The following is a 23,871-nucleotide window of genomic DNA, read 5'->3' on the forward strand; positions in this document are numbered from 1 at the left end:
AAAGAGAGTTCACGCCTATTGAAGTCAACAAAGAACTTAAGGTTACCAATAAGACGGTAACAAACTATGCAAAATGGGATGATTGATTTATATGTGAGAGGTAATAATTCTGTAGCTTATTCAGAGATATATTCATCGTTTGCATCAGAAAAAAATAGTTATATTTCTGATTTGTTGTTGCTGGTTATCAATAATGACAGCTCTAAGGTATGAAAACATGGAGAAACATATGAAGTTGCAGGTGTTCGATTTACAGCAGACCAGATTCCTAAAATAGATACAAATAAGTTATTAGAAATAAAAGCTTGTAACAATATAATTGATTTCGGACAGAATCATTACTTCAAATATGTTTCTTCAGACGGAAAAGAGCATGCATTATTTACAAATGACAAGGGTGTTGGGGTTCCCTACTCGGAACATATGCGGGGAGCAGAGCATGATGCAGTTGCTCAGAGATATGCTCATTTTTGGCGGTATATGATGAACGATGATCCTGTATATGTAGGATTGACTTATTCTAATGATGATATTGATGAATTTATGAAACATGCAGGCATAGAAAATGGCTTCTTTACTGTTAGAATGGGGAATCGGGAAGCAACACAATATTATACCAAAAGCGAAAACCATACTTTGGATATTCCATACGGAGAAGATTTGTGGTGTTTGGAATACCCGTCAAATTATAGATTTTTGGAAAAAATTGATTAATCTCTGAGAGTCTATTTATATGTGTTGTAGTTATCAAGCAAAGGGATACTTATATCGTGTTACAGGACATGGTGTAGGTATCCTTTTTGCATATTATCTATAATCATTACATAAAAAAGTGCAAATGCACAAAAAATAGTAATGGCTATTGAAGTGAAAATAATTTAGTGGTAAAATAACATTACCAAAATTCGTGCAATGCACAAAAATAAGGAGTGACACTATGGAGATTAAGAGAGATTCATACCTTGAACAGTTAAAGATAAGAAAAGATAACGGAATGATTAAGATTATCACAGGAATCAGGAGATGCGGCAAATCATTCCTGTTATTTGTGTTGTTTAAGAAGTATTTACTGGAGAGTGGCATAGATAATGACCACATCATTGAGATTGCTTTAGATGGCATTGAAAATGAGGAACTGAGAGATCCAAAGAAGTGTTATCAGCATATTAAAGAGCGGGTGGAAGATGACCGGAAGTATTATCTGCTCTTGGACGAAGTACAGTTTATGCCACGATTTGAGGAAGTGCTGAACAGTTTGCTTCGTATCAGTAACATTGATGTGTATGTAACCGGCAGTAATTCTAAATTTTTATCTAGTGACATTGTAACTGAATTTAGAGGCAGAGGAGATGAGATAAGAATTTATCCGTTGTCTTTTGCAGAGTTCTATGCGGCTTATGATGGAGATTATGATGATGCTTGGGAAGAATATATGATATACGGTGGTTTACCACAAGTGGCACAATTTTCTGTAGAACGCCAGAAGGCTGAGTATCTTAAAAATATTTTTACTAATGTTTATATCAAGGATGTGGTAGAGCGAAACAAAATTCAAAATGTTGATGAGATTGGAACTTTGGTGGACATTCTTGCTTCTGCCATAGGAGCACTTACCAATCCAACAAAAATATCAAATACTTTCAAAAGTGAGAGAGGTATCAATTACAGCAATAAAACTATATCCAATCATATTGATTATTTGGCAGAGGCATTTTTGATTTCTAAAGCGGACCGGTATGATATTAAGGGGAGAAAATATGTAGGAGCCAATCTGAAATACTATTTTTCGGATATAGGACTTAGAAATGCCAGACTAAACTTCAGACAGCAGGAGCCGACTCATATTATGGAAAACATTGTTTATAATGAGTTGCTTGTGCGTGGCTACAATGTAGATGTTGGTATTGTGGATGTATTTGCAAAGAATAGTGACGGAAAGAGAGTTCATAAGCAGCTAGAGGTTGATTTTGTAGTAAACCAGGGCAGTCAGAGATATTACATTCAGGTGGCTTATGATATGACTTCTGAGGAAAAACAAACACAGGAACTTAATTCACTCCGAAATATTCCGGATTCATTTAAGAAGATTGTTATAGTAAATGGAACAAAAAAGCCTTGGAGAAATGAGGAAGGCTTTGTGATCATGGGCATGAAATATTTTCTGCTCAATGAGGATAGTTTGGAGTTTTAGTATGGAAGGAGATGATAAGTGTTCTTTGGTGATAGCTCCGAAATAAATAATAGTAAGTACTTTGAGATTTTGGATAAGGAAATAATGAGAAAGGTAAGTGGAGGTTACAATTTAGGCATGGCTTACGTTGAAAATTGCATATATGGTGGAACATGGGATGAGTATAAAACGAGAGAAAAATAATTTGACTTTTTCCAAAAAGAAAAATATAATGACTTCTGAACGAGTAGCAAAATTGCGTAAATCCAGTTTTACTGCTCGTTTTTGTAATTTTATAATGCAATGAAAAAGTGTGTAGCTTATCAGCGTAAGTCCAACTTATAAGATAGGTGCGCACTTTTTATATTGCCAAATATCCGCAGGAAGCTGCCAGTGGCAGCTTCTGCAGGTGGAAAAAGGAGGATTAAGTTAAGATGGCAGAAAGTAACAAGATGAAGGAAATGCCGGTAAATAAGCTTATGGTACAGATGGGAATACCGATGATTTTATCTATGGCATTGCAGGCGGTTTATAACATTGTAGACAGTGCCTTTGTAGGAAACATGAAATCAGGAAGTGAGGCTGCACTTAATGCACTTACACTGGTATTTCCGGTTCAGATGCTTATGGTAGCAGTGGGAATCGGAACCGGTGTGGGAACCAATGCACTTCTCGCGAGAACACTGGGAGAGGGAAAAAGTAAAAAAGCTGCAAAAGTTGCAGGAAACAGTTTATTTCTTGGAGTGATTATTTATGCAGTATGTCTGCAGTTTGGAATGTTTGGAGTAAAAGCATACATCTCATCCCAGACCGTAGATTCGGAAGTCATTGCAATGGGAACAAGCTACTTAAGAATATGCTGTGTGATTTCATTTGGAATTATTTTCTTCTCGCTATTTGAGAAAATGTTACAGGCAACCGGGCGTTCCATTTATTCAACAATTGGTCAGGTTGTGGGAGCAGTGGTAAATATTATTCTTGACCCAATTATGATTTATGGCATCGGACCGGTTCCTGAAATGGGAGTAGAGGGCGCAGCCTATGCAACCGTAATCGGACAGGTGGTATCAGCAGCATTGTTATTTATTTTCCATGTAAAATTAAATAAGGAATTTGAGCATGGTGTAAAGTTTATGAAACCAGAGGGCAGAATTATCAGGGAAATCTATGCAATCGGACTTCCGGCAATTATTGGACAGGCGCTTATGTCTATTATGGTTTATGTGATAAATCTGATTTTAAAATTCAGTCCTTCGGCTCAGACCGCATATGGATTGTTCTATAAAGTACAGCAGTTTGTACTCTTCCTTGCCTTTGGACTTAGAGATGCAATCACGCCGATTATTGCATTTGCCTATGGAATGCATAGCAAGAAGAGGATTCAGGATGGAATCAGATATGGCTTAATCTATACGATTGTGCTTATGATTGTGGGTGTGGCGATTACAGAAATTTTCCCTGGGGCTTTTGCAACTTTATTTAATGCAGGACAGTCAAGGGAATATTTTATCGGAGCCATGAGAATTATTTCTATCAGCTTTATTTTCGCCGGAATCAATGTAGCATATCAGGGAATTTATCAGGCATTGGACGGCGGTTTGGAGTCGCTTGTGATTTCACTGCTCAGACAGCTTGTCATCATATTACCGCTGGCAGGTGTTTTCTCCAGTTTAGTCAGAAATGGACAGATGGACGTTTCCTTAATCTGGTGGGCATTCCCGATAACAGAGATTGCTGCATGCCTTGTGGGATATGTATTTTTAAAGAGAATCCGGAAGAATAAAGTGGAAAGTTTAAGTTAAGGAGGAGTCAGCTATGGCAAAAAGAATCATTACAATCAGCAGAGAGTTTGGAAGCGGCGGACGGTTTATGGGGAAAGAAGTGGCAAAAAAACTTGGTACTGTATTTTTGCAGTACCTTTTCTTTTTCTGGAAAGTGAAGTATGATACAGAGGAAGAATAGCTGCTTGACGACAGAAGAATTGGGTAACATAAGAAAAATGTGGAGGTAAATAAAAGGCATGCTGAATGTGAAAAATGCTGAAATAGCAGATTTAGAGCAAATTATTAAAATTTACAGATATGCACAGGATTATATGATAAAGTCCGGAAATCCGACTCAATGGGGACATTTTTACCCGGATGCAGATCTGATAAAATCTGATATTGATAAAAATGCATGTAAGGTAATATATGACAAGAATGGAATCCACGGGGTATTTGCATTGTTTGATGGTACAGAACCTACTTATAAGCATATTGAGGGCGGTAACTGGCTGAATGAAGAACCATATCTGACGATTCACAGGCTTGCCGGAGATGGTCAGGTACATGGCTTGTTTCCGTGTGCTTTAAACTATTGTAAAAAGATTTCTTTAAATATCAGGGTAGATACTCATGCGGATAATAAAACTATGCAAAGGCTGATTGAAAAGAATGGTTTTATAAAATGCGGTACGATATATGTAAAAAATGGAACAGCAAGAATAGCATATCAAAGGACTGATTTTCGGGCAGCAAGATTTGCAAGCATATCACTTAATACCACTAGGTCTGCGGCAAGAAGCGTAAGCTCATCGGTCGACAGGCATTCGGACAACTGGCAGGAAATTGTGGAGAGGTAAAAAAGATTTGTACAGTTTGACATAGTGGTTGTCCATAAGATATTTAGCGTTAACGGATCGTCCCTTTACAAACAGAATAAAAAAGCATATAATTCTTTTATAAAATATTTAATAAAAGAGGACAAAAAAACGGAAAATAAAGATAAAAGAAATATAGCAAGAAAAAAAATCATCAATTATGTGCTGAATCATCCGGTTATGTCCAAAGCGGAGCTCGCGAAAGAATTAAATCTGAGTATGCCGACTGTGTTAGCAAACGTAAATGACCTGTTGGAGAAAAGACTGTTAGAAGAAGTGGGCGAGTATGCGTCGACAGGCGGACGAAAGGCAAAAAGTATAGGAATTAATAAGTCATATTGTCATGCAATGGGGCTTTTGATCACTGCGAATCATATCGAAATGGTACTGGTAAATCTTGGAGATGAGATCGTAAAAAAAGACCGCATCCGTTTAAAATTTACGGCAGAATTATCCTACTGTACAGAGGTGGCACAAAAGGTTGAAACTTTTCTGGCAGACGAGCCTGCGAAGGAGACACTGCTTGGAATTGGTATTGCGATCCCGGGAATTATCGATCAGAAAGAACGGATTGTTTTAAAATCCCACGCGTTAGGGATAGAGAACTATAGTCTCCGCTTTTTAGAGCAGGCTGTGGGAATGCCGGTGTATTTTGAAAATGATGCCAATGCAGCCATGCTTGCAGAAAAAAAGCAGAAGTATCCCAATGCGATATATCTGTCTTTGAATCATACATTAGGCGGTGCTTTCTGCATAGATGGAAAGTTGTATCGCGGACAAAACCAGAAAGCAGGAGAGTTTGGTCATATGATACTTGTTCCCGGTGGAAAAAAATGTTATTGTGGTAAATCAGGATGCGCGGATGCATATTGTGCTGCAAGTGTACTGACGGAAGATAACAGGCAGTCGCTGGATGCATTTATGGAAAATCTTGAAAGTGGAGATAAAAAGGTTTTACAGATATGGAATGAGTATCTGGATCATCTTGCTGTTTTGATATCAAATCTACGGATGGCATATGATATGGATATCATACTGGGGGGCGATGTCGGAGGTGTACTCTCAGATTATATGATACCTTTGGGAGAAAAAGTGATGGCATATAATGGTTTTGAACATGATGTTTCATACCTGAAGAACTGTTCGTACAGGAAAGAAGCGTCGGCTGTTGGAGCTGCGAAATATTTTTTTGCGGAACATATGATGGAAATATAAATTATTATAGTGTGAAAACAGAGTGAAGTGTGAGCAAAAAAACGGAAAGGAAACGATAAGTGAGGTTTTCTTTCCGTTTTTTTGTGCGTTGATTAGAAAATATATACAAAAAGCATATCTGCAAATTGTGCAATGCGTAAAATTGAGAGAAATATATTGACAAAATATGTTTAAAGGATGATAATGTAATTACTTTAATAAAACATTTAATAAAACATAAAATAAAACAATATAAAAAAGGAGGAAGCAATTATGTTACAGCAGGTAATGACAAATCCAGGAGAAATTATTTTCAGAGAGGTTCCGGTTCCGGAGGTAAAGGAAAATCAGGTTTTGGTAAAGATTATGAATATTGGTGTCTGTGGATCAGATATTCATGTTTATCATGGAAAACATCCGTTTACAAAATATCCGGTAACACAGGGACATGAGGTTTCCGGTGAGATCACAGAACTTGGAAAAAATGTCACAGAGTTTCATGTGGGACAGAAGGTGACGATAGAGCCACAGGTATATTGTGGACACTGCTATCCATGCCGTCATGGAAAGTATAATCTCTGTGAGGAATTAAAAGTAATGGGATTTCAAACGACAGGAACAGCATCTGAGTATTTTGCAGTGGATGCATCTAAAGTAACACCTATTCCAGAAGATATGTCCTATGAAGAAGGAGCTATGATCGAACCTCTTGCTGTGGCAGTTCATGGTGTAAAACAGATGGGTGATGTGGCTGGCATGAATATTGCAGTCCTTGGAGCGGGACCGATCGGAAATCTTGTAGCACAGGCAGCAAAAGGAATGGGGGCAGCGAAAGTGATGATCACAGATATCAGTGATCTTAGACTGGCAAAGGCAAAAGAATGTGGAATTGATGTGTGTGTGAATACCAAAGATAAAGACTTTGGTGAGGCAATGATCGAAGCATTTGGACCGGATAAGGCGGATGTAATCTACGACTGTGCCGGAAACAATATCACAATGGGACAGGCAATTAAATATGCAAGAAAAGGAAGCACGATTGTACTGGTGGCTGTTTTTGCAGGAATGGCAGAAGTAGATCTTGCAGTGGCAAATGACCACGAACTTGACATTAAGAGCACGATGATGTACCGCCATGATGATTATATAGATGGAATCAGACTGGTAAATGAGGGCAAAGTTCATTTGAAACCGCTTATCTCAAAGACATTTGCTTTTAAAGATTATCTGAAGGCATACCAGTATATTGATGATAACCGCGAGACAACGATGAAAGTAATTATCAACGTCAGTGAAAAGTAAGGAGTTCGTATGGAAAATAAATATGGAATTGTCGGAGTTGCCCATGTCGGGCTTCCGACAAACGATTTACAGAAAACAGTTGAGTTTTATAGGGGTCTTGGATTTGAAGTAATTATGCAGACTTATAATGAAAAAGCAGGGGAAAAAGTGGCATTTTTACAGATAAAAAATTACTGTATAGAGACTTTTGAAAATGGGCAGGCGGCAATGTCAGACGGTGCATACCAGCATGTTGCTCTTGATGTGGAAGACATTGAGAGTATATATCAGAAAATCTGCAATGAAAAATACACAGTTATCACAGACGGAATCGAAGAACTGCCATTTTGGGAAAATGGTGTGAAGTTTTTTATGATTAAGGGACCAAATGAGGAAAGAATAGAGTTCTGTCAGAAACTCTGATAAAAACAGGAGGGACATATGGGAAGCGAAAACAAAAATGGAAAAGTACCGCTGATCAGTAAGATTGCATATGGGTTTGGTGATGTTGGATGTAATTTCAGCTGGATGTTTGTCAGTAATTTTCTGATGATATTTTATACAGACGTGTTCGGAATCAGTATGGCGGCTGTGTCAGCACTTATGCTTTTTTCAAGATTCTGGGATGCAATCAATGATCCAATCGTCGGGGGACTTACAGATAAAACAAAATCGAGATGGGGACGGTACCGTCCATGGTTGTTAGTAGCGGCACCAATCACAGCGATTCTTCTTGTTATGACATTCTGGGCAAGACCCGACTGGCCGCAGAATGGAAAGATTATTTATATGGTAATTACATATTGTCTGCTGGTTTTGGGGTATACCTGTGTGAATATTCCATATGGAACCTTGTGTGGTGCTATGACACAGGATATTGATGAACGTGCAAAAATAAATACATCCCGTTCGGTTGCAGCGATGATTGCAATTGGTGTGTTAAATATTATCACAGTTCCACTGCTCAGCAAATTCGGCAGTCATAGTGCAAAGACAGGATATCTGACGGTTGCGGTCATATATGGATGTATTTTTACAGCCTGTCATTTCTTCTGCTTTGCGAAGACGAAAGAGGCAGTGATTACTCCGGAAAAAGAAAAAATTTCTGTAAAGGTTCAGTTGAAAGCGGTTATGCAGAACAGACCATATCTTCTTGCATTGGCAGGACAGATATTATTTGGATTTACACTGTACGGTAGAAACGCAGATATTCTGTATTACTTTACATATGTGGAAGGGAATGCCTCCTACTACACAACTTATTCGATGTGCATCATTATTCCTTCTATCATCGGGGCAGCCTGTTTTCAACCATTATTCCGCAAGTTGAATAACAAAGGAAGAACAGCATCTCTCTTTGCTTTATTTACAGGAATTTCCATGTTGTCTATGTTTTTCTTTAATGCCAAAGAATCACCGGCTATTTTTTATGCTTTATCTGGTCTGACACAGTTTTTCTTCTCTGGATTTAATACTGCAATCTATGCAATTATTCCAGACTGTGTGGAATATGGGGAGTGGAAAACCGGACTTAGAAATGATGGTTTTCAGTATGCATTTATTTCACTTGGAAATAAAATCGGAATGGCAGTTGGAACAGCACTTTTAGCAGGATTACTTGGAAAATGTGGCTATATTGCAAATCAGACACAGAATGCGGCTGTACTTTCAATTATGAAACATGCATTTACGACGATTCCGGGTGCACTGTGGATTGTGACTGCGGTTGTATTATTTTTCTACCGGTTAAATAAAAAACGTTATAACGAGATTGTGGAGGAACTGAAAAATGGAAGAAAAAGTTGATATCGTGGCATTGGGAGAATTGCTGATTGATTTTACGGAAGCAGGACACAGTCAGGATGGGAGAAAATTGTTCGAACAGAATCCCGGCGGTGCTCCGGCAAATCTTCTAACCGTTGCAAGCCACTTTGGGTATCGCACATCTTTTATTGGAAAAGTTGGAAACGATATGCATGGTAAATTTTTAAAGAAGACATTGCAAAAGGAAGGAATCAATACAGATGCTATTGTTGAAGACCCGGGTTATTTTACAACGTTGGCATTTGTGGAAATCGGTGAAAGTGGAGAACGGAATTTTTCTTTTGCAAGAAAACCAGGTGCAGATACACAGTTAAAAAAAGAAGAACTGGATCAGACATTAATTTCAGGTTGTAGAATTTTTCATTTTGGATCATTATCGCTGACAGATGAACCGGCAGAAAGTACAACGATTGAAGCGGTAAAAATGGCAAAAGCAGCGGGTGCACTTATTTCCTATGATCCGAATTATCGACCGTCTCTTTGGAAGAGCAAAGAGGATGCAGTGAAAAAAATGAGATCTGTCATAGAATTGGTAGATGTCATGAAGGTATCGGATGAAGAGAGTATTTTGTTGACAGAGGCCGAAAGTTATGAGCAGGCCGCAGACCAACTCCTTGCTATGGGACCAAAGCTGGTAGCCATTACATTGGGAGAACAGGGTGTTCTTATGGCAACAAAAAGCAGAAAAGAAATCATCAAAGCATTTCAGATACATGCGGTCGACACGACTGGGGCAGGTGATTCATTCTGGGGAGGCGTATTATGCAGTATCCTTTCCATGAATAAGAATGTTGAAAAAATGAAATGGGAAGAAATCAAAAAGTGTGCTGTTTTGGGAAATGCAGTTGCTGGATTGTGTGTGCAAAAGAGAGGTGGCATCCCTGCGATTCCGACAAAAGAAGCAGTGTTTGAATTTATGCAGAAATAATGAATGTATATGACAAAATTGGGGCTATAAAAACGCCCCTATTTTTAACAAAAATATAAGCAGGACAACTTTCGATATTTGCTCCTGCTTGTATTTTATGTAAATTACGATAAGTTTTATTCCCTGTGTTCTTCGCCCCATGTACAGTCTGATTCTGGTGTAGTCTTTAAATGCTTTTCTGATTCCCAACAATCAATGCGGAGCATATAGCCAGCAGATATATAAACATCAATACTATTAAGCTGTGGATTGTATTCTGCAAATATTATTCTCGTCGTATTTTATCTCCTTATCATTCAATCAATCATTTGTTACAAAAATCAGAAGCATTTCAATCAGTTCACCATGTCACTTTCATTTTGTGTTATAATGTGTTATCAGATTTCTTGGTCTCCGCTGCCGCTTCGGTCGGCACAGAGCAGAGGTCCACTGGACCTCTTGTGCCCTTGTATTTGCCCTTATCAGAGTTCGTAAACACTGGTGCGATGATATAATACAAGGGAAACAATAAGGGAAAGCTCACCTGCGATAAATTCAGTATTTTCAAGGGTTTGCGGAGAATTTAATAACAAAATATAACAGTTATTAAATCTCTTAAAACAGGTGAAATCTCAATTCCAGTTTGGAGAATTGAAAAAACGGAATTTACTTATTAAGACATATAAACTGTTGACAATAAAGCTCCTATATAGTATATTTTTAATAAACTACTATATAGGAGCTTTTGTATGGAAATGAATGGAGGATTTCTTGTTACCAAAATAAAACAGCTTGGAGACCGGATTTTCGAGAAGATTCTCAGTGAAAAGAATATTGATGCGTTTAATGGAGCTCAGGGACGTATTCTTTATGTGCTGTGGCAGGAGGATGGTATCTCAATCAGGTCACTCTCGACTAAATGCGGATTAGCGATAACATCTCTTACTACGATGCTGGAAAGAATGGAAAATCAAGGGCTGATAAGCCGTGTTCAGTCTGAAACGGACAAAAGGAAAACACTCCTGTTTCTGACTGAGAAAGCACATGCCTTAAAGGGCGAGTACGATTCTGTATCTGATGAGATGGGCAGTATTTACTACAAAGGTTTTTCAGAGGAAGAAATTACCCGGTTTGAGGAATGCCTCGACCGCATCAGAAAGAATCTTGAGGAGTGGCAGAAGTCATGAGTATTTGTATCAAAGATCTGATTCAGAACATGAATATCGTCATTGGCTGCACAGTGGGGTGTACATATTGCTATGCCCACAATAACGTGAAACGCTGGCATATGATTGATGACTTCGCTGACCCTGAATTCTTTCCGGGTAAGCTTAAGATGATGGAAAAGAAACGTCCGCAGAACTTTCTTCTTACCGGCATGAGCGATCTCTCCGGATGGAAGCCGGAATGGAGAGACGAGGTATTTGTAAAGATCCGTGAAAATCCGCAGCATCAGTTCCTGTTCCTTACCAAGCGACCTGATTTGCTGGATTTTGATACCGATCTGGAAAACGCATGGTTTGGCGTTACGGTGACGAGGAAAGCAGAACTGTGGCGTATCGATGCTCTTCGGAAAAACGTCAGAGCAAAACATTACCATGTTACCTTTGAGCCGTTATTCGACGATCCCGGCACAGTTGACCTTTCCGGAATCAATTGGATCGTTGTCGGCACCATGACCGGAGCTCAGAGCAGGAAGATTCATACGGAACCGGAATGGGCATGGTCTCTGACGGACCAAGCACATAAGCTCGGCATTCCGGTGTTTATGAAGGAAGACCTTGTCCCTATCATAGGGGATGAAAATATGATTCAGGAAATGCCGGAAGAATTTAATAAAGTGTTAGAGGTACAGAAATCATGGAAGAAGTAATGAATGGAATCCTCATTCGTGAGGTGGAAACAAAGAACATCATGACTAAGTCTAATCTGCCGGTAGGCGGTTACTCGGTCAATCCCTATGTGGGCTGTACACATGCCTGCAAGTATTGCTATGCTTCTTTTATGAAGCGCTTTACCGGGCACAAGGAGGAATGGGGCACTTTCCTTGATGTGAAGCATTGGCCGGAAATTAAAAATCCGAAGAAATATGCCGGACAGCGGGTGGTCATCGGTTCTGTGACAGATGGCTACAATCCACAGGAGGAGCAATTCGGGAATACCAGAAAACTTCTGGAGCAGCTGATCGGCAGTGACGCAGATATTCTGATCTGCACAAAGTCGGATCTTGTGGTATGGGATATTGATCTGTTGAAGAAGCTTGGACGTGTAACCGTTTCATGGTCGATCAACACACTAGATGAAAATTTCAAGAACGATATGGATTCTGCTTCGAGCATTGAGCACCGTATCGCTGCTATGAAGCAGGTATATGAGGCAGGTATCCGTACAGTCTGTTTCGTATCCCCGGTATTCCCCGGTATCACGGATTTTGAAGCAATCTTTGAGCGGGTAAAGAATCAGTGCGATCTGTTCTGGCTCGAAAATCTCAATCTTCGAGGCGGTTTCAAAAAGACAATTATGGATTATATCGCCGGAAAATATCCTGATCTTGTACCACTTTACGACGAGATCTATAACAAGCATAATCGCAGCTACTTTGAAGCACTTGAAGTAAAAGCTGAGAAAATGGCTAAGAAGTATGATTGTGCCTTTGTGGATAATGAAATGCCTTATGGCAGAGTCCCGCAGGGGCATCCGGTGATCGTAGATTATTTCTATCATGAGGAAATCCGTGGGACAGAGAATACCGGAAAAAGAAATCGCTAAATTCAAGTTTATGGAATTGGAAAACCGGAAGTTGTATGTTTTATCAATTACAGGTTCTAAAACTGAATAAATCAGAAATTAAGAGTAGATAACCTGAAATATGGTTATCTATTTTTAATCGTCTTGATTTTCTTTACCATTGAATTTTTTATGGGAAGATATGATATACTTGATTTAATTAGATGAACGAAAGCGAGGATATTGTAATGGATATATTAGAAATTATGAAAGAAAGACACAGCGTAAGACAGTATAAAAATCAGACTATCGAACCATCGAAAAGAGAAGAAATCAACTCTTTGATAAATGACGTCAATGCTGAGAGTAAATTATCAATTCAGGCTTTTTATGACGAACCGAAGTGCTTTAATTCCTTTATGGCTCATTATGGGAAGTTTGAAAATGTGAAGAATTATATTGCCATTGTTGGAAATAAGAATGATCAGGAAAAGGCGGGATATTATGGTGAGAAGATTGTTTTGAAATGTCAGGAACTTGGTCTTAATACCTGCTGGGTAGCAATGACGCATGGTAAATCAAAAGCAGAAATAGAAAGAGGACAGAAACTGTTAATCATTATTTCACTGGGATATGGAAAAACACAGGGAGTTCCACATAAAAGTAAGAGTATAGTGGAACTTGGAAAGGCAGACCAGAGTACAGAATGGTTTGACAGAGGTATGGAAGCAGTAAGTCTTGCACCTACTGCCGTAAACCAGCAGAAGTTTCAGTTGGAACTGAAAAATGGAAAAGTTACAGCAAAAAATCTTGGAGGATTTTATTCTAAGATAGATCTTGGAATTGTCAAATATCACTTTGAAGCAGTAACTGGACATGAGGTAAAATGATGCATACAAAGAAAAATATAGATAAGCTGGCGGCAGATTTTGAACAATGCCAGAAAATTCTGCTTGCACTGGGAGATGAAAATAGACAGCATATGATTTTGGAAATGATGAAAAAGGGCGGATGATGCCAACAGGTGAAACCTATGTCAACAGTCGGGTTGCAGAAGACGGTAATACCTGTTATCAAATCAATGAAGCTGAAAGTTTGGAAGTGTTGCAGGAGTGGGCTTAGAATTGGAATGATGTTACTGATTTTACATTTATACCGGTAATAAGTAGCCATGAAATGAGCGAAAAAATGAAGAAGTAGACAATTCAGGTTTGGAGGAACAATGTGGTACGAAAAGCAGAAAAACAGGATTTAGAAATACTGGCAAATTTAGCAGTACAAATGTGGGACAGCCATTCGGTCAGTGAACTGATTGCTGAATTTTCAGAAATTATGGAAAAAGGAAACTCTCAATTTTTTTGAAATATGAAAATGATATTCCAATTGGCTTTGCACAATGCCAGTTGCGGTATGATTATGTAGAAGGAACAAAAACCAGTCCGGTTGGATACTATAGATAGTGTTCTATTTCATAAAGCAATGAATTTTACAGAAGCAAACAGAATTATTTGCTTTACCAAGACATTATAAAAGAATGCAGAGAAGTAGTTTATAGAGATACTTCTCTGCATTTTTGCTGTCGGGCATCCGAAAGAGGCTGCCGGTGGCAAGTCCGGTAGGTAAGTTATGGTACATCTTCCGCAGAAGCAGCAGGCTCACAGATTGATTTCCGGGTGGCAAGATTTGCAAGCATATCACTTAATACCACCAGGTCTGCAGCAAGGAGCGTAAGTTCATCGGTCGACAGGCATTCGGACAACTGGCAGGAAATTGTGGAGAGGTAAAAAAGATTTGTACAGTTTGACATAGCAGTTGACCATAAGATATTTATGATATGGTATGCAACTGTCAGAGAAAATGTGTATAATAAAAGAAATAACTTCCGATAGATAATTGGTAAAAGGGAATGAAAGGAATCAAATATGAAAACACTGATTGTAGTAGATATGCAGAATGACTTTATCGATGGTTCACTTGGAACCAGAGAGGCACAAGAAATTGTACCGAAGGTAAAAGAGAAAATCAAAGAGTATCAGGAGCGTGGGGACGAGATCATTTTTACCAGGGATACCCATCAGTCAGATTATCTTAGTACACCGGAGGGAAAGAAGCTTCCGGTGGAGCATTGCATTGAAGGAACAAAGGGCTGGGAGATTGCAGAAGGCTTGGAGGTGCCGGGATGCAGCTGTATTAATAAACCGACCTTTGGATGGACACACTGGTCGGAGAGAAACTTTGAAGAAATAGAATTATGCGGTCTTTGTACGGATATCTGTGTGGTATCCAATGCCTTGATTTTGAAAGCAGAATTTCCGGATGTAGAGATTACGGTAGATGCTACATGTTGTGCCGGAGTGACGCCGGAATCCCATGAGGCAGCGCTTACCACTATGAAAATGTGTCAGATTCATGTAATTGGAGAATAGAAAAGGCGTAATAATTCCAAAAGAATCCCTCCGACGCTTGAACGTCGTTCGTTTTTTGAGTATAATCGTTTCGTAAGGAAGGTGACAGATATGAAGGATACAAGAGTTGATATTTATCATGGAGTAACACCAATTAAGGTAAAACCGTATGAGCACAATGTAAAATATTATGAGACAGACCAGATGGGGATTGTGCATCATTCCAATTATATCCGTTGGATGGAAGAGGCACGAATGGACTTGATGGATCAGATGGGCTTCAGCTATAAACAGATGGAAGACCAGGAAATTATCAGTCCGGTGCTGTCGGTACAGTGTGAATATAAGAGCATGGTGCGATTTGGGGATACCGTTGTCATTGAAACAGCCATTGCAGGTTACAATGGAATCAAACTCAGTGTCCGCTATCGTATGACAGATAAAGCGACCGGAGAGCTTCGTACCATTGCAGCCAGTGAGCACTGCTTCTTAGATCGTAATGGTAAGCCGATTTCCTTGAAACGGTCATACCCTGAAATAGATACAAAATTCTTCCAGATGATGGATGAGGAAAGTTAGGATAAGATGAGCGAAAAATTAGTTCTGATCGATGGACACAGTATATTAAACCGGGCATTTTTTGGATTACCGGATTTGACCAATGCAGAGGGACTTCATACCAATGCAGTATATGGTTTCTTAAACATTTTATTTAAAATATTAGAGGAAGAGCAGCCGGAGTATCTTACGGTTGCTTTTGATGTGCATGCACCAACATTCCGTCATAAGATGTTTGATGCATACAAGGGAACGAGAAAACCGATGGCAGAAGAATTACGGCAGCAGGTACCGCTGATGAAAGAAATGCTGCGTGCCATGGGAGTTACGGTAATTGAAAAAGAAGGCTTGGAAGCAGACGACCTATTGGGAACCATAGCAAAGCGCAGTGAAGCAGCAGGCTATGAAGTGTCTGTAGTGTCCGGAGACCGGGACTTATTGCAGCTTGCCAGTGACCATATTAAGATCCGGATTCCAAAGACTAAGCGGACCGGAACGGAAATCGAAGATTATAATACCAAAGAGGTATTGGAAAAATATCAGGTTACACCATTGCAGTTTATTGATGTAAAGGCGCTGATGGGCGATACCGCAGATAATATTCCGGGTGTACCGGGAATCGGCGAAAAGACAGCCACGAACCTGATTGTGGCATATGGCAGCATTGAAAATGCATATGCCCATGTAGAAGAGATTAAGCCAAACCGTGCGAAAGAGATGTTAAAAGAGCATTATGATATGGCACAGTTGAGTAAGACACTGGCGACCATTAAGATAGATGCAGACATCCCATATGATATCAGGGAAGCAAGAATTGGCAATTTATATACACCGGAAGCTTATATGATGTGTAAGCGTCTGGAATTTAAGAATCTTTTGAAACGGTTTGAAGTGGACACACCGGTAAATACCGGAGAGGAAAACTTTAAACGAATCGAGGATTTTGCTGGGGTAGAAGATTTTTTTGAAAAGGCAAAGAAGCAGCAGGCAGCAGGCTTCCAGTTGATTTATGAAAAGGATGTTGTGCTTGGACTTGCAGTTGCATGCACAAAAGAAGATGTGGCATATATTCCGGTTGCGGGATTTGTGACAAAGCAGTATCTATTCGAACAGAGCAGACAGCTTCTTGCAGCAGGCGTAGAGCTTTGCACCTTTGATTTAAAACCACAGCTTAGATGGATAGAAGCCGATGAAAAAAGTCATATTTTTGATGTGAAAATAGCAGCTTATTTATTAAACCCACTGAAAAATGACTATGCTTATGAAGATATTGCAAAAGACTATCTTGATTTGATGGTGCCATCGAAAGAGGATTATTTTGGAAAGAAAGATTTTGTCACATCATCGGAAGAAAAGCCGGAAGAATTCTTGAAAATGGCGTGTTATCAGGCATATATTAATTTAATGGCAAAAGAGCCGCTGGCAAAGCAGTTAGAAGAAGAGGGCATGAAAGAACTCTTTGATAAAATAGAAATGCCGCTGGTATATACCTTATCTGATATGGAAAAGGAAGGCATTGCTATTGATGCAGATGCCTTAAAAGAATATGGAGAGAATCTTGCAGTATCCATAGATAAAATTGAAAAAGAAATCTATGAAGAAGCCGGTGAGACCTTTAATATCAATTCACCAAAACAGCTTGGTGTGATTCTTTTTGAAAAATTGCAGATGCCAAATGGCAAGAAGACCAAGACCGGATATTCTACTGCAGCAGATGTACTGGAAAAGCTGGCACCGGATTATCCGATTGTATCAAAAATATTAGAGTACCGTCAGCTGACCAAATTAAAATCCACATATGCCGACGGACTGGCTGCATTTATTGCAGAGGATGGACGGATTCACAGTACATTCCAGCAGACCATAACAGCCACCGGACGTTTAAGCAGTACAGACCCGAATTTACAGAACATTCCAATCCGGATGGAATTGGGACGGCTGATTCGTAAAGTGTTTTTACCGAGAGAAGGTTATGTATTCTTAGATGCGGATTATTCCCAGATAGAGCTTCGTCTGCTGGCACATATGTCAGGAGATAAAAATCTGATTGATGCATATAAGCATGCAGAAGATATTCATGCGATTACTGCATCCAAGGTATTTCATGTGCCGTTCGAAGAAGTAACACCGCTGCAGCGAAGAAATGCAAAGGCAGTAAACTTTGGTATTGTCTATGGAATCAGTTCCTTCGGATTAAGTCAGGATTTAAGTATTACAAGAAAAGAAGCAGAACAGTATATTAAGAGCTATTTTGAAACCTATCCGGGAATCAAGACATTCTTAGATGGACTGGTAGAGGATGGCAAAACAAAAGGCTATGTCACAACAATGTTTGGCAGAAGAAGACCGGTGCCGGAGTTATCTTCCAGTAATTTCATGCAGCGTTCCTTTGGAGAACGTGTGGCAATGAATGCACCGATTCAGGGTTCTGCAGCAGATATTATTAAAATAGCCATGATTCATGTGCATGACCGCCTGAAAGAGGAAGGCTTGAAATCAAAACTGATTTTACAGGTACATGACGAACTTTTGGTTGAGACCTGTAAAGAAGAACAGCAGCAGGTAGAGAAGATTTTGAAAGAAGAAATGCTTCATGCAGCAGACCTTGCGGTAACCTTAGAGGTAGATATGCATGCCGGAAATAACTGGTACGAAGCAAAATAGGATAAGGCAGAAATTATGAAATTTATCGGAATTACCGGAGGCGTAGGAGCCGGAAAAACAGAAATATTAAAATACCTTGCCGGCAGAGAAGATACGAAAGTAATGCTGGCGGATGATATTGCAAGAGAACTTTCCGAGCCGGGACAGTCCTGTAACGAAAAATTGCAGGAGCTGTTTGCGGGAACAGATGTTTTTGATGAAAAGGGGAAGATGAACCGTCCGAAGGCGGCAGCCATTATTTTCAAGGATGAAGCCAGGCGGAATGGAATGAATGAGATTTTGCATCCGGCAGTAAAGGAATATGTGCTTCATGTATTAGAGCAGGAAAAGGAAGAAGGCAGGCTTCGTTATCTGGTATTGGAAGCGGCATTATTAATCGAAGAACATTATGATGAAATTTGCGATGAATTATGGTATATTTATACTTCAGAGGAGAATCGCAGAGCAAGGTTGAAGCAGTCGAGAGGCTACAGTGATGAAAAAATCAGTGAAATGTTTGAAAGCCAGCTTTGCGAGAACGAATACCGCAGACATTGCAAAGTGGTAATTGATAATAATGGTACGACGGAAGAAACCATTGCACAGGTAAGAACGATAATAGAGAATGAGGGAGAAAATACCAATGGATAATGCAGAACAGAATGCAAATCAATTTGTATTTGGCTTGGATATCGGAACAAGAAACGTAGTTGGAACAGTTGGATATCGGGAAGGCAAAGATTTCTATGTGGCAGCCCAGTATATGAAAGAGCATGAAACCAGAGCTATGCTGGATGGTCAGATTCATGACATCGGAAGAGTAGGCAGAACAATTGCAGAAGTAAAGGCAGAATTAGAAGGGCAGTTAGAGGCAAAGCTTACCGATGTCTGCATTGCTGCCGCTGGCCGTGTACTGAAAACCGTGACCACCAGCGTGGAATATGAATTCGCAGAAGAGACCGTAGTAACTGCAGAACATATACATACTCTGGATTTACTGGGAGTAGACCATGCCCAGCAGATTTTAAAAGAGAGGAATGATACCCGTTACAAATTTTACTGTGTGGGATATTCCGTTGTAAAATATTATATCAATGATGAAGTCTTTTCCAATATCGAAGGACATAAGGCAGAGAAAATTTCGGAGGATGTTATCGTAACCTTCCTGCCGGAGGACGTTGTAGATGGTCTGTATTCCGCAGTAGGGCAGGCTGGATTAAATGTTGCCAATCTGACTTTGGAGCCTATTGCTGCAATCAACGTAGCAATTCCGGAGGCCTTTCGTATGTTGAATATTGCACTGGTTGATGTGGGAGCCGGAACATCCGACATCTGTGTCACCAGAGACGGAAGCATTATTGCATATGGCATGATTCCTTATGCCGGAGATGAGCTGACCGAATTAATTGTACAGCATTATCTGGTGGATTTTAATATGGCAGAACATATGAAGCTGACATCCGGTATGGCGGATGAAGTGGAATTTACAGATATCATGAGCATTACCCATACGATTCCATCCGAAGAAATCTGGGATTTAACCCATGATACGGTAGATAAGATTACTACTGAGGTGGCAGAGAAAATCAAAGAGTTAAATGGTGATAAATCAGTCAGCGCAGCCTTCGTAGTTGGCGGCGGCGGCAAAATCCACGGATTTACGGAAATGCTTGCAGACAAGCTTGAAATTCCAAGAGAGCGTGTGGCATTACGTGGAGAAGAAGTTTTAAAAGAGGTTCATTTTGCACAGGAAGAGATTAAGAAAGACCCATTACTGGTAACGCCGATTGGAATCTGTCTTAATTATTATGACCAGAAGAATAATTTCATTATGGTCCGGTTTAACGGAGAACGCTTAAAGCTTTATGACAACAGCCATCTTACTATTGTGGACGCTGCATTGCAGGCGGGCTTCCCGAATGAAGCTCTATTCCCAAGACGGGGCAAGGCAGTAGAGTTTACCGTAAATGGCAAGCCGAGAATCGTCCGTGGAGAACCGGGAGAATCTGCCATTGTTAAAGTGGACGGAAGAGTAGTCAGCATCAATACACCACTGGTTCCGAATTCCGAGATTACCATAGAAGCCTCTACCATTGGAAAAGAAGCCGTATCTACGATTGAACAGTTAGATGAATATACATCCTCCACCATTACCTTCCAGGTCAATGGCATCAATATTACCTGCCCGAAATTTGTTCAGGTCAATGGAAGCCTTGAACCTTCTAATTATGTTATTCAGGAAGGGGACGAAATCGAAACCAGAAACTTCTATACCATTGGACAGCTGGCAGAGTTTATGGATGTGCGGATTGATGAAGAAGCCGGAATTATCTTAAATGGAAAACCGGCAGATATGGGTTCCCTTTGCTATGAGAACTTTGAAATCGAATGGAGTGCTTCTGCCTATGAAAGCGGTGAACGTCATATTTCCTATGGACAGGCAGACCACAGATTTGATGCCGGACCGGAAGAAGCTTCAACAGAAGAAAGCACAGACAGTGCAGCTGAAGTTCATGAGACAGAAGCTTCTGTGGCAGCTGAATCTGTGACAGACGAAAATGCTGCGGATGAAAATGCAGCGGATGGCATTCAAACGGCAGGTGCAGAGCCGGCAGTTGAAACGAATACAGATTCTGCAGCAGAAACAGCAGCTGATGCACCGGTGCAGAAACCGGCAGAGCCGGAAACAAGAGAATTACATATTATTGCAAACAATCAGGAAATTACTTTAAGTGGTAAAGAAGAATATGTATTTGTGGATATTTTTGATTATATTGATTTTGATTTGTCAGCATCCCACGGAAGAGCAATTGTAACTTTAATCAATGGCGTGGATGCCCAGTATACACAGGTATTGCAGGACGGCGATAAAATTGAAGTGTACTGGAAAGAGAATTACTAAATAGAAAGAGACATAAGAAAATGGAATTATGCAGTATTGCAAGTGGAAGCAGTGGAAACTGTATCTACGCAGGAACAGAAAGCAGCCATCTGATGATTGATGCCGGAATCAGTGGAAAGCGCATTGAAGCAGGATTAAACAGTATCGGTTTGAAAACCGCGGAAATGCAGGCACTGCTTGTGACCCACGAACATTCAGACCACATTTCCGGTCTTGGCGTGGTAGCAAGAAAATATGGAATTCCAATCTATGCCACGGCAGAGACCATTGAGGCAGTCAAAGGGATTTCCAGTGTGGGAAAAGTAGATGAGACATTGTTTCATCCTATCGAAGCCGGAGTGGAATTTCAGATTGGAGATATTACGGTGGAGCCGGTATCCATTTCCCATGATGCCGCAAATCCGGTGGCATACATCATGAAACAGTCAGATAAAAAGATGGCGGTCATTACTGATTTAGGGAAATATGACAATTATCTTATAGACAAGCTGCAGGATTTAGATGTATTATTGTTAGAAGCAAATCATGATGTGCGTATGCTTCAGGTGGGCAGTTATCCTTATCCTCTGAAACAGCGGATATTAGGGGACAGAGGACATCTTTCCAATGAGAGCAGTGGACAATTTTTAGGGCAGCTTCTGCATGATAAGTTTAAAAAAGTAGTATTGGGGCATCTGAGCAAGGAAAATAATCTGGCAGAACTGGCATATGAGACAGTGCGCCAGGAAGTAGAACAGGGTGAGAACCCGTACCACGGAAATGATTTTCCAATCCAGGTAGCAAAGCGGGACGAAGTGTCTGAGCTTATCCGGATTTAAGAATATTAAGAAAGCAAAAATAAGAGGAGAACAAAATGGAAAAGACACAGAGCAAGACAATTATTACTGTAGTAGGAAAAGATACTGTAGGAATTATCGCAAAAGTTTGTACTTATTTATCAGAACAGCATATCAATGTACTGGATATTTCACAGACTATCATTGACGGATTCTTCAATATGATGATGATTGTTGATTTAAATACATCCAAAACACCATTTGCTGAGTGTTCTGCAGCACTGGAAAAATTAGGTGAGGAAATCGGTGTTACCATCAAATGTCAGAGAGAAGAAATCTTTGATATGATGCACAGAATTTAATACGACTTACATAAAAGGGAACTGCTGTTGGCAGGTCACTAAGGCGTATCAATGAAAATACAGGAAATGAGCTGCGTAGAAAGGCAGAATATAGGAGACAAAAAATGATTAATATAATGGAAGTAAGCGAAACCAATAAAATGGTGGAGCATGAGAACTTAGATGTCCGTACCATTACCATTGGAATCAGTCTTTTGGATTGTATTGATTCTGATTTAAAGAAGTTAAACGATAACATTTATAAGAAAATTACTACAGTGGCAAAGGATCTGGTATCAGCAGGAAATCAGATTGAGCAGGAATTTGGAATCCCAATCGTAAATAAAAGAATTTCCGTTACACCAATTGCACTGGTTGGCGGGGCAGCCTGCAAGACACCGGAAGATTTTGCAACCATCGCAGATACTATGGATGCAGCAGCCAAAGCAGTAGGAGTAAACCTGATTGGTGGATATTCTGCACTGGTATCCAAGGGAATGACAAAGGCAGATGAGCTTTTAATCCGTTCTATTCCAATGGCACTTTGCCGTACCGAAAGAGTCTGCAGTTCTGTAAATCTTGCATCCACAAAAACCGGAATTAACATGGATGCTGTAAAATTAATGGGAGAGATTCTCTTAGAGGTGGCAGAGCAGTCTAAGGACAGAGATTCTGTAGACTGTATGAAACTGGTTGTATTCTGTAATGCGCCGGATGACAACCCGTTTATGGCAGGCGCATTCCATGGTGTAACAGAGGCAGATGCGGTAATCAATGTTGGTGTCAGCGGACCGGGTGTTGTAAAGACTGCACTGGAAAAAGTCCGTGGAGAGAACTTTGAAGTATTATGTGAGACCATCAAGAAGACTGCATTTAAAGTAACCCGTGTAGGTCAGCTTGTAGCACAGGAAGCGTCGAGAATTTTAAATATTCCATTTGGTATTGTAGATTTATCCCTGGCACCAACTCCTGCAATCGGAGACAGTGTAGCAGATATTCTTTGTGAAATTGGTCTTGAATATGCAGGTGCACCAGGAACTACAGCAGCCCTTGCTCTTTTAAATGACCAGGTTAAGAAGGGCGGCGTAATGGCATCTTCTTATGTCGGTGGTTTAAGTGGTGCATTTATTCCGGTCAGCGAAGACCAGGGAATGATTAATGCAGTACAGGCAAATGCCATTACACTGGAGAAATTAGAAGCAATGACCTGTGTATGTTCCGTAGGTCTCGATATGATTGCAATTCCGGGTGATACCAAGGCAACTACCATTTCCGGTATTATTGCAGATGAAATGGCACTTGGAATGATTAACCAGAAGACTACAGCAGCCCGTCTGATTCCGGTAATCGGAAAGGGAGTAGGCGATACTGTAGAATTTGGTGGATTATTCGGCTATGCACCGATTATGCCGGTAAACCAGTATTCCTGTGATGCATTTATCAACCGTGGGGGAAGAATTCCGGCACCAATTCACAGCTTTAAGAACTAGGATTTTTTGAAA

The 23,871-nt window shown here is 40.0% G+C and carries 26 protein-coding genes and 2 pseudogenes; 25 read left to right on the forward strand and 3 right to left on the reverse strand.

Annotated elements, in window-relative coordinates; translation table 11 throughout:
- The first annotated feature begins 483 nt into the window (after positions 1-483).
- The 5 genes and pseudogenes from DWV68_RS08905 to DWV68_RS15085 form a co-directional block, all read left to right on the forward strand.
- Positions 484-714 (forward strand): hypothetical protein, encoded by a 231-nt coding sequence (locus DWV68_RS08905; protein WP_147404533.1) that lies wholly within the window; start codon positions 484-486, stop codon positions 712-714.
- Positions 715-937: 223 nt separating this feature from the next.
- Positions 938-2,191: an ATP-binding protein gene (locus DWV68_RS08910; protein ID WP_118665586.1), complete on the forward strand. Its 1,254-nt coding sequence runs from the start codon at positions 938-940 to the stop codon at positions 2,189-2,191.
- Between the two features lie 18 nt (positions 2,192-2,209).
- Positions 2,210-2,374: a hypothetical protein gene (locus DWV68_RS14425; RefSeq protein ID WP_156454682.1), complete on the forward strand. Its 165-nt coding sequence runs from the start codon at positions 2,210-2,212 to the stop codon at positions 2,372-2,374.
- Positions 2,375-2,604: 230 nt separating this feature from the next.
- Complete coding sequence (locus DWV68_RS08915; RefSeq protein WP_118665588.1) at positions 2,605-3,972, forward strand: MATE family efflux transporter; 1,368 nt, start codon at positions 2,605-2,607, stop codon at positions 3,970-3,972.
- Between the two features lie 13 nt (positions 3,973-3,985).
- Positions 3,986-4,078: pseudogene (locus DWV68_RS15085) on the forward strand (cytidylate kinase family protein); the annotation flags it as partial.
- A 585-nt stretch (positions 4,079-4,663) separates the two neighbouring features.
- Here the strand turns inward: DWV68_RS15085 and DWV68_RS15175 are convergent.
- Positions 4,664-4,816 (reverse strand): DUF6774 domain-containing protein, encoded by a 153-nt coding sequence (locus DWV68_RS15175; RefSeq protein ID WP_416390273.1) that lies wholly within the window; start codon positions 4,814-4,816, stop codon positions 4,664-4,666.
- 1 nt (position 4,817) lies between these two features.
- Here DWV68_RS15175 and DWV68_RS08930 point away from each other — a divergent pair, with 1 nt between their 5' ends.
- The 5 genes from DWV68_RS08930 (at position 4,818) to DWV68_RS08950 (ending at position 10,038) form a co-directional block, all read left to right on the forward strand.
- Positions 4,818-6,026 (forward strand): ROK family transcriptional regulator, encoded by a 1,209-nt coding sequence (locus DWV68_RS08930; RefSeq protein ID WP_330415590.1) that lies wholly within the window; start codon positions 4,818-4,820, stop codon positions 6,024-6,026.
- Positions 6,027-6,278: 252 nt separating this feature from the next.
- Positions 6,279-7,307, forward strand: a complete 1,029-nt coding sequence (locus DWV68_RS08935; protein ID WP_117841974.1) for a zinc-dependent alcohol dehydrogenase — start codon at positions 6,279-6,281, stop codon at positions 7,305-7,307.
- Positions 7,308-7,316: 9 nt separating this feature from the next.
- Positions 7,317-7,709, forward strand: a complete 393-nt coding sequence (locus DWV68_RS08940; RefSeq protein WP_117841973.1) for a VOC family protein — start codon at positions 7,317-7,319, stop codon at positions 7,707-7,709.
- 18 nt (positions 7,710-7,727) lie between these two features.
- Positions 7,728-9,092, forward strand: coding sequence for an MFS transporter (locus DWV68_RS08945; RefSeq protein ID WP_117841972.1), 1,365 nt, complete (start codon positions 7,728-7,730; stop codon positions 9,090-9,092).
- Positions 9,076-10,038 (forward strand): carbohydrate kinase family protein, encoded by a 963-nt coding sequence (locus DWV68_RS08950; protein WP_117841971.1) that lies wholly within the window; start codon positions 9,076-9,078, stop codon positions 10,036-10,038. Before DWV68_RS08945 ends, DWV68_RS08950 begins: the two co-directional genes overlap by 17 nt.
- 143 nt (positions 10,039-10,181) lie before the next feature.
- Here the strand turns inward: DWV68_RS08950 and DWV68_RS08955 are convergent.
- Positions 10,182-10,307, reverse strand: a pseudogene (locus tag DWV68_RS08955) (DUF6061 family protein); the annotation flags it as partial.
- A 459-nt stretch (positions 10,308-10,766) separates the two neighbouring features.
- Between DWV68_RS08955 and DWV68_RS08965 the strand changes: the two are divergent.
- From DWV68_RS08965 to DWV68_RS14735, 7 genes are all read left to right on the forward strand, one after another.
- A complete protein-coding gene (locus tag DWV68_RS08965; RefSeq protein WP_004853467.1) occupies positions 10,767-11,204 on the forward strand; it encodes a radical SAM mobile pair system MarR family transcriptional regulator in 438 nt (145 codons plus the stop codon).
- Positions 11,201-11,890: a radical SAM mobile pair protein A gene (locus DWV68_RS08970; protein ID WP_118087559.1), complete on the forward strand. Its 690-nt coding sequence runs from the start codon at positions 11,201-11,203 to the stop codon at positions 11,888-11,890. The genes DWV68_RS08965 and DWV68_RS08970 overlap by 4 nt, the downstream gene beginning before the upstream one ends.
- A complete protein-coding gene (locus tag DWV68_RS08975; protein ID WP_118665590.1) occupies positions 11,878-12,786 on the forward strand; it encodes a radical SAM mobile pair protein B in 909 nt (302 codons plus the stop codon). The genes DWV68_RS08970 and DWV68_RS08975 overlap by 13 nt, the downstream gene beginning before the upstream one ends.
- Before the next feature lie 206 nt (positions 12,787-12,992).
- A complete protein-coding gene (locus tag DWV68_RS08980; RefSeq protein WP_117698757.1) occupies positions 12,993-13,634 on the forward strand; it encodes a nitroreductase family protein in 642 nt (213 codons plus the stop codon).
- Positions 13,631-13,759, forward strand: coding sequence for a hypothetical protein (locus DWV68_RS14880; RefSeq protein ID WP_279222410.1), 129 nt, complete (start codon positions 13,631-13,633; stop codon positions 13,757-13,759). Before DWV68_RS08980 ends, DWV68_RS14880 begins: the two co-directional genes overlap by 4 nt.
- On the forward strand, positions 13,759-13,866 hold the full coding sequence (locus tag DWV68_RS15180) for a DUF3303 domain-containing protein (RefSeq protein WP_442970104.1): 108 nt from the start codon (positions 13,759-13,761) through the stop codon (positions 13,864-13,866). The genes DWV68_RS14880 and DWV68_RS15180 overlap by 1 nt, the downstream gene beginning before the upstream one ends.
- A 102-nt stretch (positions 13,867-13,968) precedes the next feature.
- Entirely contained in the window at positions 13,969-14,106 is a 138-nt protein-coding gene (locus tag DWV68_RS14735; protein ID WP_243089512.1) for a hypothetical protein, read from the forward strand.
- A 262-nt stretch (positions 14,107-14,368) separates the two neighbouring features.
- On the opposite strand, the gene DWV68_RS14325 is transcribed toward DWV68_RS14735, so the two are convergent.
- Complete coding sequence (locus DWV68_RS14325; RefSeq protein WP_117698752.1) at positions 14,369-14,551, reverse strand: DUF6774 domain-containing protein; 183 nt, start codon at positions 14,549-14,551, stop codon at positions 14,369-14,371.
- Positions 14,552-14,666: 115 nt separating this feature from the next.
- Here DWV68_RS14325 and DWV68_RS08995 point away from each other — a divergent pair, with 115 nt between their 5' ends.
- The 8 genes from DWV68_RS08995 to DWV68_RS09030 all read left to right on the forward strand — a co-directional run bounded on the left by DWV68_RS08995 (position 14,667) and on the right by DWV68_RS09030 (position 23,859).
- Positions 14,667-15,170 (forward strand): cysteine hydrolase family protein, encoded by a 504-nt coding sequence (locus DWV68_RS08995; RefSeq protein ID WP_118057237.1) that lies wholly within the window; start codon positions 14,667-14,669, stop codon positions 15,168-15,170.
- Positions 15,171-15,260: 90 nt separating this feature from the next.
- Positions 15,261-15,728, forward strand: coding sequence for an acyl-CoA thioesterase (locus tag DWV68_RS09000; protein WP_117698750.1), 468 nt, complete (start codon positions 15,261-15,263; stop codon positions 15,726-15,728).
- A 6-nt stretch (positions 15,729-15,734) separates the two neighbouring features.
- Positions 15,735-18,371, forward strand: a complete 2,637-nt coding sequence (gene polA, locus DWV68_RS09005; protein ID WP_118665592.1) for a DNA polymerase I — start codon at positions 15,735-15,737, stop codon at positions 18,369-18,371.
- A gap of 15 nt (positions 18,372-18,386) precedes the next feature.
- Complete coding sequence (coaE, locus tag DWV68_RS09010; protein WP_022244071.1) at positions 18,387-19,001, forward strand: dephospho-CoA kinase; 615 nt, start codon at positions 18,387-18,389, stop codon at positions 18,999-19,001.
- Positions 18,994-21,252 (forward strand): cell division FtsA domain-containing protein, encoded by a 2,259-nt coding sequence (locus DWV68_RS09015; RefSeq protein ID WP_118665594.1) that lies wholly within the window; start codon positions 18,994-18,996, stop codon positions 21,250-21,252. The genes coaE and DWV68_RS09015 overlap by 8 nt, the downstream gene beginning before the upstream one ends.
- A gap of 20 nt (positions 21,253-21,272) precedes the next feature.
- Positions 21,273-22,070 carry an MBL fold metallo-hydrolase gene (locus tag DWV68_RS09020; RefSeq protein ID WP_117698746.1) on the forward strand — a complete coding sequence of 266 codons (798 nt, stop codon included), beginning with the start codon at positions 21,273-21,275 and terminating at the stop codon, positions 22,068-22,070.
- Between the two features lie 35 nt (positions 22,071-22,105).
- Positions 22,106-22,390 (forward strand): ACT domain-containing protein, encoded by a 285-nt coding sequence (locus tag DWV68_RS09025; RefSeq protein ID WP_022244074.1) that lies wholly within the window; start codon positions 22,106-22,108, stop codon positions 22,388-22,390.
- A gap of 104 nt (positions 22,391-22,494) precedes the next feature.
- Positions 22,495-23,859, forward strand: coding sequence for a PFL family protein (locus tag DWV68_RS09030; protein ID WP_117698745.1), 1,365 nt, complete (start codon positions 22,495-22,497; stop codon positions 23,857-23,859).
- Positions 23,860-23,871: the final 12 nt, after the last annotated feature.

The sequence above is a fragment of the Roseburia sp. AF12-17LB genome (assembly GCF_003479605.1).
GTDB lineage: Bacteria > Bacillota > Clostridia > Lachnospirales > Lachnospiraceae > Roseburia_C > Roseburia_C amylophila.